This is a genomic window from Bacillus kwashiorkori (assembly GCF_001375515.1).
GTDB lineage: Bacteria > Bacillota > Bacilli > Bacillales > Caldibacillaceae > Bacillus_BK > Bacillus_BK kwashiorkori.
Window position 1 is genome coordinate 14778 of the sequence record NZ_CTDX01000013.1, and the last position, 16236, is coordinate 31013.

Below are 16236 nucleotides of genomic sequence, written 5' to 3' on the forward strand. Positions count from 1 at the left end.
TATCAAAAAAAGAAACATAAACAATTAGTTGTCCTTTAACCTGATATTTGCAAATAACATTTAATCTATCTGCTAGGTGTTGTATTTTTTGGTTGATTTAAGTCGAAAATTCAAGAAGCACGTCTTCCCCATCGCTCGCTTCGAAATTGTGCTAGCAAACAATTGTTGCCCCAAATAAAAAATACATCTAGCATTTGAAAACACTAAATGTATTTTTAATAATTTGATTCCTATATGCGCCCTTTTACTAAATTCAACATTAAATCATCCCATTATTTTAGCGAAACGAATAAATATATTAAACATAAAATTATGTGTTTTTTTGTAAAGTATTACCTGTCTATGTTATTTTAAATAGGGAACTGAATATGTTAGACAGTGCTGAAGATAATAAAAGAGTGAAACCTTTAACACGATTTCACTCTTTTATTGTTGATATAGTCCAGTCTTTCCTAGTAATAAATAATCAAATTAAAAAATAATATTGATAAGATTTAGTTCACTTTAGAAAAAGTACGGATTGCCGTAATAAGGGAACCCTCCGTAACCAAAAGGCGCAACAAGCGTGCTACCTAATAATCCTCCTAAAACTCCGCCGACAAATGGGCCGCCGAAGCCGAATCCCCATGGTCTGCCGAAACCAAATCCCCAAGGCCTGCCGAAGCCGAATCCCCATGGTCTGCCGAACCCGAATCCCCATGGTCTGCCGAAGCCAAAACCGAATGGACGGCCAATTAATCGCTCATCTCCTCCGTAAGTTTGGGCATAATTCAAATTATAATCCATTCCTACTTCCTCCTCATTTTCCTATTGAATCTCGTGTAAATAGACATTCATCCGAAATTCTCAATAGCAATTTATGCATAGTTTTGAAAAATGAATAGGTAAGGACCCATTTTTCATTAATTAAATTTATAAAGACCTCCTTCGTCATCTTTTTTATTGTTGGCTGCAAATTAGACATTCTTTTGATTCGGCTAATGCGAATTACGTCCAATCATGGCAAGCATCATTCGTGCTATATAACACTAGAAGAGTTTTTTCCTGACTTGTATATTTTTACCACGATGACGACGTATTTGTTAAAGAAACAAATAGGCATAGTTGACAGAGACACGTATTGCATCAAAGTCAGCAATACATAATATAATAGCCTCTACTAGACTGTTTATATAATAGAGATTAATTTTCTGGAAAATCCGTTAATTTATTTCTGCGGTTCTTTGTTGATTTGCACTGTATGACGATTTATGTTCTGTTTCAAATTTCAACATAAAATAGCCCAAAGTTAGCACCATTGATATGCCTAGATAGATGAAGAGAATTCCTGCGTTTTGCCACATATAACTGTAGTCTCCGCTAGAAATTACTGCTTTCAAGCCGCGCACACTGTACGTCATTGGCAATATTGGATTGAACCATTGGATAAATTTTGGTATTACTTCTAAAGGGAATGTACCAGCACTGCTTGTTAATTGTAAAATCAAGATCAAGATTGCTATGAAGCGACCAGGATTTTTTCCAAAAGTAACGAGAAACTGGATTAACGCAATAAACGTTATGCTTGTAATAATAGTAAATAAAATGAATAACGGAACATTTTTGACTGATATGTTAATGGCGTATAATACGATTAATGCAGTGAAGATTGCTTGAATAACACCAACAAATGCCATAACTGCAAATTTGCTTGAAAACCAGCTAAGTCCGTTTTTCGGATTTCCGGCAGATTTTTCCAATGGGAATATGATTGTAAGCAACAATGCTCCAACAAATAAACCGAGCGAAATGAAGTATGGTGCAAATCCCGTTCCGTAATTTGGCACTTCGTTGACATGGGTAGTCTGCATTTCAACTGGACTTGCCATCATTTCATACGTTTGTTCATTAGGATGAAGTGAATAAGTCTCATCAGCCGCTTCTTTCAATTTCGTACTCAATTCATTTGTACCATCCTGAAGTTCGTTCATTCCATTAGTTAACTCCTCGGCACCAACCGCTAATTTTTCAGTCCCCATAGTTAATTGAGTAGTTGCATTGGCGAATTGGTCCATTCCACCAACTAACGCGCTACTTCCTCCCATTAAACGCTCTGCACCAATTTTTGCCTCATTTAATTTTTCAGTAAAAACATTCATATTATCGACATATTGTTGCTGTCCGGATATTAATTGATTGGCACCATTCACAAGTTTTGTAGATCCGTCAGCCAATTGTTTAATGCCATCCTGTAAATCTACTTGTCCTAAGTAAATTTTGGTTACACCTTGATATAATTCGTTAAATGTCGGTTCAACTCCATTTTTAATCATTTCCGTTAAATGAGCAGTGGAACTTGTTATCTGTTTATTAACTTCTGATTGATATGTTTCAAAGCCGGCATTAATACTGTTAATAACTTGTTTAAAGCCTGTATTAATATTCTCGAGATTGCTACTACTGCTTTCCAGTTGTGATTTTAACATAGCTATTTTTTGTTCAGAGGATAGTTTTTCATTCATTAGCAACTTGTACATATCTTGTTGTGTTTTTGTCAGTTCATTGATGACGGTTGGTGCAAGTTGCTTTTCGATACCGTCCACAATGCTTTGTTGTAAGGTATCTAACCCTTCATTCATTTTAACCGCACTTTTTTCTAATCCCGCACCAATTGTTTGTCCCATTTCCATCGGTAATTGAGTTTGAAATTCTGTTAATCCTTTTTGAAGTTGTTCTATCCCGCCAACAAGTTGCGGTGCGTTTTTGTTCAACTTATCAATCCCATTTCGCGTAGTAGAAATTCCGTCAGTAAGATTTTCTACACCTTTTTGGACAAACTGTGAGGCATTATTCAACTGATTGCCTGCTTCATTTAGTTGTCCTAAACTAACTGCTAATTGTTTTGCCCCATCGGCAACATCAGTTGTTCCACTTTTTGCTGTTTGTATCACTTTTTCAAATTCAACAGCTTTAGAAGCTAATATTTCTAAATTTGTTTTCAACTCCGCTGAACCGTCAGTTAATTTTTTTGCCCCATTATTTATTTTTTTAGCACCTGTACTTGAACTTTGAAAGCCATCTGCCATTTCTACTGCTGTATTAAACATCGTTTCTGCATAAACTTTGGAAACTCCTGCTTGCACAGATGCTTGAATTTTATTTACCACTGTTTCCCCAATTTGACTAGCTAAAAAGTTGTAACTGTCATTCGGAATATATTCTAAAGTTAATTTACTCGGCTGTTCCTTTAACAGAGTAGTCGCATTTTCGGAAAAATCATTTGGAATTTTAATTATCATATAATACGTTAAATCTTCTAACCCACGTTTTGCTTTTTTTTCAGAAACAAATCGAAAGTCAAATGCCTTATTTTCCTTTAAATCTTCTACTAAATTCTTCCCTATCGTTAATATTTTACCATCCATCATTGCCCCTTCATCACTATTTACAACTGCAACTGGTAGTTCATCCATTTTGGCATAAGGGTCTTTAAATGACCATAAAAACATTCCTGAATATATTAGTGGAATAAATAATATGGCGATAATTGGAATAAGTATTTTTTTATCTTTCCAAATATGACTAATTTCTTGGCCAAACAATTTCAATCCATTCATCTTCTGTTCCTCCTATTTCTAACTATTTTAATTTTTAATAGTCCATGAATATGGACTTTCCTTTTTCTTCGGCCAATGTAACAGTCAAAGTGCGTCCATATAATATAGTAGCAACTATCCCTTTAATTTTTGTGTGAAGCTTTGTGGAATATTGACCATTTTAGTCAATTAGTCATTTAGTAGTGAAATAATAGGACTATCAAGTTTTTGACAATCCCACTAAAATGAATAAACAGTAAAGTTGTTGGATTATTTATGACAGCCCTTTAAAAATATACAAATCTAGAAGATTGGCTAATTCCTCTTTCGTAAGAGATGGATTATTTTTTTCCCATTCAAAAATAAGAGCCACATATATTTTTACAATAATGAATGCAGTAATTTTCGTATCACAATTTACAATATGTCCTTTTGCAATCGCCTCTTCCAGTATTTTTCTAATAAATCCGACAATCGCATTTTCAAACTCTTTTAGTGCATCGACAACTTCTGGTGTTCCAAATTTTTCCTCTTCAAATAACTTTATTGCTAACTTGTGTTGTAGACGGTACTCTAACATTTTATAAATGGCACGATGAACATTTTCATGAAACGAAAGCTTTGCATCAAAAGTCTCTTCTGCCGCTACTTTCATCTCTTTAATTAAATTGGTCATAATAAAACGGAGCAGTTCTTCTTTATTTTTAAAAAAAGTGTATATTGTTCCTTTACCTACATTGGCAAGTTTTGCAATTTGATCCATTGTCGTTGCTTTATAGCCAAACATGGAAAATGATTTCTCTGCAGCTTCGACAATTTGCGTCTTTCTATCAACCACCATTTTCTCACCACCTCTTTTTGACCAATTGAACAAATTAGTCATTTAGTATGTTATTTACATTAACACTTAAAAAAATGATTGTCAAGGAGAAATGGTTTTTTTCTTAAAAATAAGTCTTTGATGAAAAATGAGTTTAGCGGGAGCAATAGACTCGTCTAAGTATCGATATTTCAACTGTACCACTTTCACTTTTGATTAGTTGGATATCCTTTTAACAGTTAAGTTATCTAGTTACGAATGGTCTCGATAATTTTTCTCTGTGATAATTGAGAAGTACTTCACAAGGAATCTTGAAAGTTATACTATAGATAAGAAAATAAGATTGTTTTTACAGGAGTTGGAGTTTATGCTTAAAAAACAATATTCTTGGAAAGCACCAAGACGACGAATTAGTTTCATAATCAAAGGAATACTCGTTGGAATCGTTGCTGGACTTGTTGTCAGTCTTTTTCGGCTCCTCATCCAAAAAATGTTAACGGGAATGAAGTTGTTTTACACATTTACACAAGAACATCCAGTCTTCTTACTGTATGCGATAATTTTTACCATTGTTGGTTCTTTATTTATAGGTTGGCTTATCAATGGAGAAAAAAATATTAAAGGCAGTGGGATTCCGCAAGTAAAAGGACAAATTCAAGGAGATATGGAGCTTCATTGGTGGTCCGTGTTGTGGAGAAAATTTATAGGTGGGGTTTTATCTATTGGTTCTGGGGCCTTTCTTGGCAGAGAAGGACCTTCTATTCAACTAGGTGCTACTGTTGGTCAAGCGGTCAATCAAGGTACTGGTGGTGATTCTACAGATGAAAAAATATTAATTACAAGTGGTGCTGGCGCTGGTTTATCTGCTGCCTTTAATGCCCCTGTTGCCGGACTACTGTTCGGTTTAGAAGAAATTCATCATCATTTTAGTTCCACTTTATTAGTAACTTGTTTTGTTGCATCGATTACGTCAAATTTTGTTTCCTTAAATATTTTTGGTATGACGCCTGTCTTATATTTGGGGAATATACCTAAGTTCCCATTAAATAATTATTTATGGCTAATTATTTTAGGAGTAATTCTTGCTGTTTTTGGTGTACTTTATCAAAAAATACTTTTTCAATTGCCAAAATGGTATGCGAAAATTCAATTTTTACCAAGCCATTTATATGGAATGATTCCGTTGCTACTTGTTATTCCCCTTGGTTTTTTCTCCCCCGATTTACTCGGTGGTGGAGCGGAAGTTATTTCGATATTAAATAATAGTCAGCTTCTCTTACAGTGGTTAGTCATTATTTTTCTCATTCGCTTTAGCTTTTCGATGATTTCTTATGGGAGTGGCTTGCCTGGTGGAATATTTTTACCATTATTAACTCTCGGTGCTTGTATAGGATCTATCTATGGTAATTTTTTAACTACTTACTTAAGAGTTGACTCTAATTTAGTCAATTGTTTTATCGTCTATGCAATGGCTGGTTACTTCACTGCCATTTGTAAAGCACCATTAACCGGTATTATTTTAGTGTCAGAAATGGTAGGGAGTTTAGATGTATTAATGCCAATTGCCATCGTTTCACTTGTCGCCTACATTACCGCTGATTTTATGGGAGCCATCCCGGTATATGATGGATTATTAGACAACCTTTTAGGAAGAACAACACATAAGAAGAGCAGCTATTTAACAACCTTTGTCTATCCTGTGAAAGTGACCAATTCGACATTAGTTGGTAAGAAAGTGAAAGATATTTCTTGGCCAAACAATTCCTTATTAGTTCTAGTTAGGAAAGGTGAGCAAGAAATCGCGCCTCATGGTGATACGATCATACAAGCTGGAGACTTTTTATATATTTCAGCAGATGCTGGCTTAGAAAGTACAATTCGGAAAAAACTATCACTTCCTAAATAGAATGAATTTTTTAGGGAATTCCATATTCAGAGAAGTTTCCACTTAACAACTTGTTCGTCAACTCCATAATTTCATAAAGACTATTTAGCTCTACCTCATCCGAATTATCTTTTTCAACGCTTCCGTTACCGAGGTGTAAACTATTAAAATGGCTATTGCTTACAAGTAAAAAGGGGCTATAACCTGGATATCCAGGCTAAGCACCCTTTAAAGACTTTTTGATTTGGTATAGACGGCCAGCTACTATTGCATTGGGACTAGCGGAATTTTCCAAACTCCGGTTGTTTGATCTTTTAGTAATCGAAAATGCCGTTCTTCCCCATTCATTGTAAAATATATTACTACTTCATCATCGTCGAGCTGTTGAATAACAAAATGATCCAATTCTTTCATTTCGAGATAAAGCTGTCGGCCATTTTCAATCATCGTTTCTGTCGGTTTCCACTGAGGATCGGAAAAATATGTTTCTTTATCTGGGTAATGTTCTTTGTATAAAAGGCCATATTCTGTTTCCAGATCCCCTATAGAAATATTATGCATGTAAAGTTGAAATACTTCAAACGGCTGCAGACCAGCTAACAATGTTTCATCCAACGTATTAGCATATTCTTTATACACGGATTGTAATCGTCCTGATAATTCAATCGTATCATTGATTACCAATTTATCTAAAATACTAAACTGTATTTCTGAGCCTTTTTCTGAGATTTTATATTGAATTTTATTAATTCGAATCGAGTAATCCTTAAATGATTCCGTGTTGACATTTCCATCACTACGTTCATTATTCATATCTAGTAGTTGGAAATGCAAACTGTTTGCCAACGACTTTACTGACCTTTCATCGAATTGAAAAAATATTGGTCGCCCAAAATCTGCTTCCGCAATAGGTAACGTACCTATTGATGCAGGCTTATACCAAACCTTTTGATAATCGGTAAATAAATCACCACGGATTGAAGCAAATCCTTCTAATTGTATCACTGTTTGTTGACCAACTTTTTGAGTATTAGTAACAGTAAAATCGCCAATTTTATCTCCAAATTTTACATTTGCATGATCAAATGTAACAAACTCACCCTCACTTTCTTGAATAACGGTAAAATAATTTTCCTTTTCAGTTTTCTTATCTATCACATGGGGCAATGTTCCATTGTTGCCTTGGTTAAATATTGCCATATGCCAATAGTTTTCATTTAAATAAGTAAACCCAATTATTGTAATTACGAACATGAGTGATACTGTCATTACTCTTGGCAATAGATGTTTTTTCCGCACACTTGTGTCGTTATATTCAATTTTCCTTAACACCTTTTGCTTTTCGCGACTAGAAAAATGTAAAACGGGTTGTTGTTTATAATCCATTTTTGTTTGTTGCAATCGATTTTCCAAATTTCTCCCTCCTTTGTTAATGCAAATGAATCATATGACAATTCGTTCCATCTTTTACAATTGATAACAGGACAAACTTCAAATATTGTTACTCGATTTCATTTACTTTTTTGAAAGGTTACCTCATAAAAATTTCTTGCTTATTTTCATCGTGAGCAAATTCTTATCCATCTCTTGCTTCAATTTCAGCTAACCATTGCTTTAACTTTTCCCGACCACGTGCTAATCTCGTTCGTACCGTTCCTGGTTTTATTTGTAACGAGTTGCTAATCTCCAGTAACGTTAAATCGTGGAAATAATATAAAATAATAATTTCCCGATATTTTACTGGCAGTTGTAAAACTTTCTGAAATACTTGTTGATTTTCTTGATGTCGCAATGTCACTGATTCTGGAGTTTCCATTGATTTATCATGATAGGAAAAGGCGTTTTTTATTTTTTCTGTTAACTTTTTGTTTCTCCCTTGCCAACTTCGTAAATAATCTTTACATTTGTTAGCAGCAATCGCAAAAAGCCAACTACGTAATTTTGAATTGCCTTTAAATGTATGAAGCTTTTCATAAACTAAAATTAAAACTTCTTGGGTGACATCTTCCGTATCAGCAATATTTTTTACATACGTAAAAACAAATCGCTTTACTTCATCCCCGTATAAATCCATAATCATTTCAATTGCTTCCATTTTTTCCATTTGCAAAATATCTTGTTCAACATTAGCTATTGTTGGATTAATTACATCAGAGAATGGCAACCCACTACCCCCTTTCATGCTTATCTCCAATTTTCTAACGGAAATGTTCCATCCATTTGGAAGATTCATGAGTAAGACGATACGATTCACGGAAATGTTTCAAAAAGAACAACAGAAATTAAAACTATGCTTTTTTTAAAAAGACAAAAAAATAGGCTGTCCCAATTAACTTTTGGAACAGCCAAAATATGGCTATGTAAAAGATAAGTGTTGATTTCCGTTTTAAGCGGACGCTTTCCGCGGGCACGGCCTCAGCCGCTTCAACGCTACGCCGTCTCGTTATTTCTTGCTAATGCTGTTCCCGCCGGAGTCGCCGCCTTACACTACAATCAACAACTGCCTAAAAATCATAATCCAATAACATAGCCTAAATATTAATTTCCTATCGATTCCTTTCCTTCTTCTACTCCTCATTACTAGCTTTTTTTTCATTATCTATAACCGTTACGAGGACTTTTTCAATTCGGTTTTCATCGACTTCCATTACTTCAAACTGTAAATTTTTATAATTAACTACTGGTCGCTCATTGCTTGATGGAATATATCCTAACTGATTAATCAAGAATCCGTTCAATGTGTCAAAATCATCCGAAGGCAACTGAACATGTAAAAAGTCTTCTAACTTATATAGATGGCTAATTCCATCGACTATATATTGATTTGGCGCTATCTCCTTAATTTCTTCTTCCTCTGGTCCAGCAAGTTCACTCGTTATTTCACCAACGATTTCCTCAATGACATCTTCAATGGTCACTAACCCTTCTGTTCCACCATACTCATCCACCACTATGGCGATATGTACATTATTTTGTTGCATTTCTGTAAATAATACATCTAATTTTTTTGCTTCAAGTACAAAATATGGCTTTCTAATTAATTTTCTTAAATCAAACGGTTCTTTCGTATCGCTATCTAGAAATTTTAACAAATCTTTCACATGTAAAATTCCCACAATATTATCAATATCGCCTTTAAATACTGGATAACGAGTAAATAAATCAATATTAACAAATCTAACTACATCTGCTAAACTCGCATCAATTGGAATGACAGACATTTCCGTCCGGTGTGTGGATATATCTGAAGCAGTTTTATCATTAAACTCAAAAATATTGTTGATCATTAGTTTTTCCGATACTTGAATCGTCCCCCGTTCTCCACCGACATCGACTAAAATTCGAATTTCTTCCTCTGTCGCTTCTTCACTTTGGGCGTTTGGATCAACTCCAAAAAGACGGACGGTCATATTGGTAGAAAATGTTAAAAATTTAACTACTGGATAAAAAATTTTAAACAACAAGGTAAGTGGGGTAGCTGCAATATTGGCGATTTGTTCCGTTCTATGCAAGGCTAATTGTTTCGGCACTAGTTCCCCAAACACTAAAGTAAAATAAGATAGAAGCAATGTTACGGTTATAAGAGAGAGAGTATTTAATACATTAATAGCTAATGGAACACCAATATTATGGAGAAAGTTTGCTAACGGACCTGCAAAAAAATCTGCGGCAAACGCACTTGCTAAAAACCCCGCTAGCGTAATGCCAATTTGGATCGTACTTAAAAATCTACTTGGTTTCGAAATTAAATTGTATAGCTGCTTTGCTTTTTTATCACCATTATCTGCCATTTTTTTAATTTTATTATCATTCAATCCAACAAGTGCTATCTCTGATGCAGCAAAAAATGCATTTAACAATATAAGTATAACTAAAGTAATAATAGCGACTGCCACAGTACGAACCTCCTATATTTTTCGGCTTTGTTAAACATAAATGTTGATATCCGTTACTTAATTTTTCATAAGAAAAGCTTCCGACAGAGTCTTATTTCACTTATTCTTCGCTCTATTTTCTCCTAGTTCTTACTCTAGTTCGTACGTACCGTAAAAAATCAACACTAACCTTTAACTTAGCCATTTTTCCAGCCAACTCGTTTTCATTTAACAAATTCATCTCGCTAATGTCACAAAAATCCTATTGTTATAATCATATTAAAAATTTCTATCAATTTCAAATACATTTGTTAATATTTGCACATTCGCTCTACACATATAAATGCTTTTTCAAATTTCTTTGATACAATAATAATAAAGATAAACTAAGGTAATCAAGTATGGAGGGGATTTAATTGTTAAAGGATTGGTTACTTGAATCGAAGTACACCGTCGTCTTCACTGGTGCTGGAATGTCTACAGAAAGTGGCTTGCCAGACTTCCGTTCTAACAAAGGATTGTGGAAGAAAAAAGACCCTAGTAAAATTGCTTCTACGGCTGCATTAAATGAAAACGTCCAAGAATTTATAGAATTTTATCGAGAAAGAGTACTCGGTGTGAAGGAATACAAACCCCATAAAGGCCACTATATTTTAGCGGATTGGGAAAAACGGGGGATTTTAAAATCGATAATCACTCAAAACGTGGATGGCTTCCATCAAAATGCTGGTAGTAAAAAGGTGGCAGAACTTCACGGTACTTTACAAAAATTACATTGCCAACAATGTGGAAAGGAATACAGTAGTGAAGAATATGTAAATCAATCATACTATTGTGAATGTGGCGGAGTATTACGACCTTCCATTGTATTATTTGGTGAATTACTTCCAGAGCTTGCCTTTCAATTAGCATTAGAAGAAACTAATAAAGCGGATTTATTTCTTGTTCTCGGCTCCTCCTTAACAGTAACACCAGCAAATCAATTTCCATTAATCGCGAAACAAAACGGGGCAAAACTCGTCATCGTTAATATGGAGCCGACTGACTTCGATTACTATGCCGACGAAGTCATTCATAACAAACCAATTGGCGAACTTTTAGAAGAATTAAATGTATTTGTTTAAAGAAACAAGATTATCCTACTTTTATTAACGGTGGAGAAAAAAACTCCACCGTTTCCATTATCTTCAACTCTAATGGATGCTTTCCACTTCTGTTCGAAAGGAGTTAGTCTCCACTGTTTGCATGATTTTCACCCTTTGCTATTTTCCTCATCAAACATTATATTGATATAATTTTACCATTGACTTTCTCTCTCATTAATCTTAATCTAATAATGTTTGTTACAATTATTATGGTTTATTTTACTTCATTAGAATAACAATGTTTGCCAGTTAGAAAACTTCTATATAGATATGAGTCATATTTATTATACAAATAAATGGAAAATCCATTTATTCTTTTTTGTTTTTTTGGATTTTAAGGAGGACTTTCTTTGACAAAAAATCATAAATTAGGTTTATGGGTACTAACCTCATTAGTTGTTGGGAATATGGTTGGTTCGGGTATTTTCATGTTACCACGTTCTTTAGCAGAAGCTGCCAGTCCAGCGGGTGTTATAGGTGCTTGGATTCTTACTGGCTTTGGAGTGTTAATGACTGCTTTAGTGTTCGGAAATTTAGCGATTCGGAAACCGCATTTAACAGGTGGACCGCAAATATACGCAAAAGAACTATTCCCACCTAATACGAATGCCTCTGTTATAACAGGCTTCATGGCATCATGGGGTTATTGGATTGGGAATTTAGCTGGCAATATCGCGATCATTACTACTTTTACAAGTTATTTATCAACATTCTTTCCCATTTTAACAAATCAAACAGAATGGTTCACGATTGGAACCTTAACAATAAAAGTTGGCAATGGTTTAACATTTCTTATTTCCAGCCTATTATTATGGGGAATTCATTGGATACTTTTACATGGAGTGGATCAAGCTGGCAAGTTAAATTTAGCTGCCACTGTTGCAAAAGTGGTTGGCTTTGTTGTTTTTATCATCATCGGAATTTTTGCCTTTCAAAAAGCGAATATCCTCCCATTCAACGAGCCGAGAATAGGTGCAAGCGGAGAATCGTTAAGTTTATTCGGGCAAATTAATCGCGCTGCGCTTACGACACTTTGGGCATTTATCGGAATGGAGTCTGCTGTCGTTTTCGCTTCACGTGCAAAAAAACAGCAAGATGTGAAACGGGCAACCATTTTCGGATTATTAATCGCTTTAATTTTATATATTGCGATAAGCACACTCGTTATGGGGATGTTAACCCAAACACAATTAATTCAATCAGATAAACCATTAATTGATGCAATTGAAACGGTGCTAGGACCAATTGGTGGAAAATTGTTAGCAGGGCTCGGCTTAATTAGTTTAGTAGGGTCGGCGATTGGCTGGGTAATGCTTAGTGCAGAAGTTCCGTATCAAGCAGCAAAACAAGGGATTTTTATTCCAGCTTTTCAAAAAGAAAATAAGCAAGGGATACCCATTTTTTCTATGATCATTACTAATGGAATTGGCCAGTTGTTTATTTTGTCAACCATTTCCAATTCTATTTCACAAGCATTTGATTTTGTCATTTATATAGCTACCTTGTCATATTTAATTCCTTATTTCATTGCCTCTATTTTCCAACTAAAACTAGTCTTTACAGGTGACACATATGTCTTTAAAAAGCAACAAATTACAGACGGAATAATTGCAACTATCGCCACCATTTATTCCATATGGGTAATTTTTGCTGGCACAGCAGACATTAAAACATTTATGTTCGGCATGTTATTATTAGCAAGTGGTTTATTATTCATAAAATATCTCCCTCTGTCTCATAGGAAAAAATATTCGATTGTAGAAGAAATTGAATAACTGTTAAATAAAAAGATGGCTATCCGATAAACTAGGTTTCCAAATGTTAAGTAATGCATACTTGTTTTGTTTGGGAAACGTGGCTTTTTTTCGGACAGCCATCGTTCTATTTCATTAAGAGAATCCGTTGCTTCTCTTCTTCTAATAAAGGTTTCGGTTTTCCTAGTAAAAATCCTTGAACTAAATCAATCCCTATTTCATTCGCTACTTGTAAATCTTCTTCATATTCAATTCCTTCTAGTATTATCTTCTTTTGGTTGTCTACATATTGAACAATTGCTTCTAATAGTTTTTGTTTATTGCGTTCTTTATGCAAACCATTGGCAAAAAACTTATCTATTTTCATAATATCTGGTTCTATTTCAACGACCATTTTTAAGGAAGAATAGCCCTTTCCGATATCATCCAACGCTATTAAATAGCCACGTTTCTGTAAATACTCGGTCGTATTTTTCAATAATGCTATATCTTCCGTATTTTCTGCTTCATTTATTTCAAAAACGAGTTTCTTCGTAATCTCTGGATAAACCTTCTCCATTTTTTCCAAAAAGGATAAAAAGCATGGATTAACGATTGTCGAAGGAAAAATGTTAATTAATATATATGGCTGGTCATTATTTGTAAAAAATTGATTGAAAATACGTAGAGAATTTTTAATCGATGCAGTATCAAGTTCAAATACATGATTAGAAATATGTGCCAAATTAAATAAAGTATCCAAGTTTTTAAAATATGGGGTGCGAATTAAACTCTCATAACCCATTATTTTCTTTAAATGAACATTTACTTGAAAAACTGGTTGAAAAACATTGGTGAATTTTTGTTGTTTGATCATCTCAATGATGATATCTCCCATATCTTATCATTCCCTTATATCAGTCTTCTCTGAGTAATGATAGTGACTCATCCTCTTATTATTTGGCGATAAACCAGCCGCTCCTATTGCAGCTGGTTCCATTTTTTCTTGTTCATTAATGAACATTTAAAATTATACAGTAAAGATTTTGACTAGCTCTTTTAATTCTTCCGCCATTTCAGCTAAGTTTTTCGAGGAAGCACGAATTTCTTCCATCGATGCAAGTTGTTCTTCACTAGATGCGGCAACTTCTTCACTTGTTGCAGCATTTTCTTCTGCCACATTAGCCAGTTCATTAGTTGCAGACGTGATTTCTTGTACACCTGCAGAAACTTGTTGCGCAATGGCAGATATATCTTCAATTTGTGGTGCTATATTTTGCATTTTCTCTACAATTTCGCTGAAAGTAATCATCGTTTCATTCGTAATTGTTAACCCTTGTTCCACATCACTTGTCACATTTTTCATCATTTCCACTGATGCTGTTGCATCATTTTGCGTTTCCTTTATTAATTCTGCGACTTGTTTCGCTGCTTGTTGAGATTGTTCTGCCAGTTTCCGAACTTCATCAGCTACTACCGCAAATCCTTTTCCATGTTCACCAGCCCTCGCTGCTTCTATCGCTGCGTTTAGTGCTAATAGATTAGTTTGGTCTGATATGCCTGAAATAACTTCTAAAATAACACCAATTTCTTTGGAACGCTCATTAAGTGTTAAAATGGTCTCATTGGATTTTCCTACTGAGTCAAATATGGAATTCATTTGTTTTACAGTTCTTTCCACCTTTAACAATCCGGCATCAGCAGATTTATTCGTATCTCTCGTTAAGTCACTCACTGTAATCGAATGTTGAGCAATAGTTTCCATACCTTTGGCAATTTCTTCTAACGATTTCGCAGTATTTTGCACACCATTTGTTTGTGTTTCCGCCCCTTCAGCGATTTGTTCAATAGCTGCCGCAACTTGTTCTGTTGCCTTCGTCGTCTGTTCTGAGCTTGCCATTAGTTGTTCTGCTGATGCAGCAACGTGATCGGCATTTGTCGTTGTTTGGGTGACCACACGTTTTAATGATTCGGTCATTTCATTGAAGGAAATCGCTAGTTCACCTATTTCATCTTTTGTTTTTATATTTATCGTCGCGGTTAAGTCTCCCTCACTAATTGCTTTTGCACGCTGTTTTAGAAGATTAATAGGCTTAATAATGGAACGGATAATGAAGATAACAATAATTAAGCCAGTAATAATCGAAATTGCTAATATAACTGCAGTATTAATTAGCATTTGTCTAGCCGCACTGTCTACTTCTGATAAATCCATCGTTCCTGCTATTTTCCAACCTGTTAATAAATTCGTAGTAAAGAGCATTTCTTTATCAATGCCATCTAAAACATAGGAAAAGTCGCCATTGTCACTTTCATATAATTTATTATAGAAGTTATCTTGCGCATCTGAACCTGCGTCAAAAGTAGGATGGGCAATAAACTTTTTGTTCCGATCCACCAAAAATGCATACCCTTTTTTGCCAATTTTCCCTTGGTTTATTAAATTTTGAATTCCACTTAATTGAATATCAATTCCAATAACACCAGAGCCATCTTCTAATTGTTTTGCGACTGTAACTAAGACTTCGTTTGTCGATGCAGAAATATATGGTTCTGTTATAATAGTTTCCTTATTTTGACTTGCTTCTAAATACCATGGGCGATTACGTGGATCATATGAAGAATCATAATCTGTATCAGCAATCATTTTTCCTTCACTAGTTCCGACAAATATTTCTACTACATCTCCATGTAACGCTGTATATTGATTAAGTTGTTTCAAAATGTCTGCTTTATTTTCGGCAGCCAAACTGCTCTTTGTAAAATGCTTTGCAAAATAATCAGCATCAGCCATACGTGGTTGAATGGTTCTATCTAGAAAATATTCAACTAATATGATATTTTCTTCCGCTGTTCCCATTAACATACTTCTTATCTCTTTTTTTGCGGTTTGAAATGACAAATATCCTATAAGGATACTTGGAATGATTAATACCGCTAAAAAAGCAATGGTTAGTTTTCTCCTTAAACTTGCTTTTCTCAAACTTTTCAACCAATTCATGGCTTATACCTCCTAATGATGTTTATTCTTAGATGTGAAAGAAACCTTACAAGGACTTTCGCTAAAGGATTCTACTATATTTATCGTTTCCATCCATTCTTAGTTTAATGGTAAAAAATGTGAATCAAATAAGAAGGCAAATTTCAAAAAAAAAAAAAAAAACGACGAAATAAACCCACTCGCCGTTGATAATAACTCATCC

Annotated in this window: 11 protein-coding genes and 1 pseudogene; 3 read left to right on the forward strand and 9 right to left on the reverse strand. The window is 34.5% G+C overall.

The features are described from left to right. Nucleotides 1-504: 504 nt before the first annotated feature. The 3 genes from BN1242_RS04345 to BN1242_RS04355 all read right to left on the reverse strand — a co-directional run bounded on the left by BN1242_RS04345 (nt 505) and on the right by BN1242_RS04355 (nt 4416). Nucleotides 505-786 (reverse strand): hypothetical protein, encoded by a 282-nt coding sequence (locus BN1242_RS04345; RefSeq protein ID WP_062351845.1) that lies wholly within the window; start codon nt 784-786, stop codon nt 505-507. A 416-nt stretch (nt 787-1202) separates the two neighbouring features. Beyond that, nucleotides 1203-3596 (reverse strand): YhgE/Pip domain-containing protein, encoded by a 2394-nt coding sequence (locus BN1242_RS04350; RefSeq protein WP_062351848.1) that lies wholly within the window; start codon nt 3594-3596, stop codon nt 1203-1205. Between the two features lie 253 nt (nt 3597-3849). Continuing rightward, nucleotides 3850-4416: a TetR/AcrR family transcriptional regulator gene (locus BN1242_RS04355; protein WP_062351851.1), complete on the reverse strand. Its 567-nt coding sequence runs from the start codon at nt 4414-4416 to the stop codon at nt 3850-3852. 346 nt (nt 4417-4762) lie between these two features. Here BN1242_RS04355 and BN1242_RS04360 point away from each other — a divergent pair, with 346 nt between their 5' ends. Continuing rightward, a complete protein-coding gene (locus tag BN1242_RS04360; protein WP_062351854.1) occupies nt 4763-6301 on the forward strand; it encodes a ClC family H(+)/Cl(-) exchange transporter in 1539 nt (512 codons plus the stop codon). Nucleotides 6302-6544: 243 nt separating this feature from the next. Here BN1242_RS04360 and BN1242_RS04365 read toward each other — a convergent pair whose 3' ends face one another. The 3 genes from BN1242_RS04365 to BN1242_RS04375 form a co-directional block, all read right to left on the reverse strand. After that, nucleotides 6545-7693: a hypothetical protein gene (locus BN1242_RS04365; RefSeq protein ID WP_062351857.1), complete on the reverse strand. Its 1149-nt coding sequence runs from the start codon at nt 7691-7693 to the stop codon at nt 6545-6547. A gap of 163 nt (nt 7694-7856) precedes the next feature. Further along, nucleotides 7857-8444 (reverse strand): sigma-70 family RNA polymerase sigma factor, encoded by a 588-nt coding sequence (locus BN1242_RS04370; protein WP_238985080.1) that lies wholly within the window; start codon nt 8442-8444, stop codon nt 7857-7859. A 403-nt stretch (nt 8445-8847) separates the two neighbouring features. Next, a complete protein-coding gene (locus tag BN1242_RS04375; protein WP_062351863.1) occupies nt 8848-10176 on the reverse strand; it encodes a hemolysin family protein in 1329 nt (442 codons plus the stop codon). A 395-nt stretch (nt 10177-10571) separates the two neighbouring features. Here BN1242_RS04375 and BN1242_RS04380 point away from each other — a divergent pair, with 395 nt between their 5' ends. Then, a complete protein-coding gene (locus BN1242_RS04380) occupies nt 10572-11279 on the forward strand; it encodes an NAD-dependent protein deacylase (RefSeq protein WP_062351866.1) in 708 nt (235 codons plus the stop codon). 371 nt (nt 11280-11650) lie between these two features. Further along, the gene (locus BN1242_RS04385) at nt 11651-13075 is read left to right on the forward strand and encodes an amino acid permease (RefSeq protein ID WP_062351876.1); all 1425 of its coding nucleotides are present in this window, start codon (nt 11651-11653) and stop codon (nt 13073-13075) included. Nucleotides 13076-13181: 106 nt separating this feature from the next. Here BN1242_RS04385 and BN1242_RS04390 read toward each other — a convergent pair whose 3' ends face one another. The 3 genes and pseudogenes from BN1242_RS04390 to BN1242_RS13895 all read right to left on the reverse strand — a co-directional run. Further along, nucleotides 13182-13931, reverse strand: a complete 750-nt coding sequence (locus BN1242_RS04390; protein ID WP_062351879.1) for an EAL domain-containing protein — start codon at nt 13929-13931, stop codon at nt 13182-13184. A 132-nt stretch (nt 13932-14063) separates the two neighbouring features. Then, nucleotides 14064-15011: a methyl-accepting chemotaxis protein gene (locus BN1242_RS13890; RefSeq protein ID WP_420806003.1), complete on the reverse strand. Its 948-nt coding sequence runs from the start codon at nt 15009-15011 to the stop codon at nt 14064-14066. Beyond that, a pseudogene (locus BN1242_RS13895) lies at nt 15006-16034 on the reverse strand (HAMP domain-containing protein); the annotation flags it as partial. The gene BN1242_RS13890 and the pseudogene BN1242_RS13895, both read right to left, overlap by 6 nt. Nucleotides 16035-16236 lie beyond the last annotated feature (202 nt).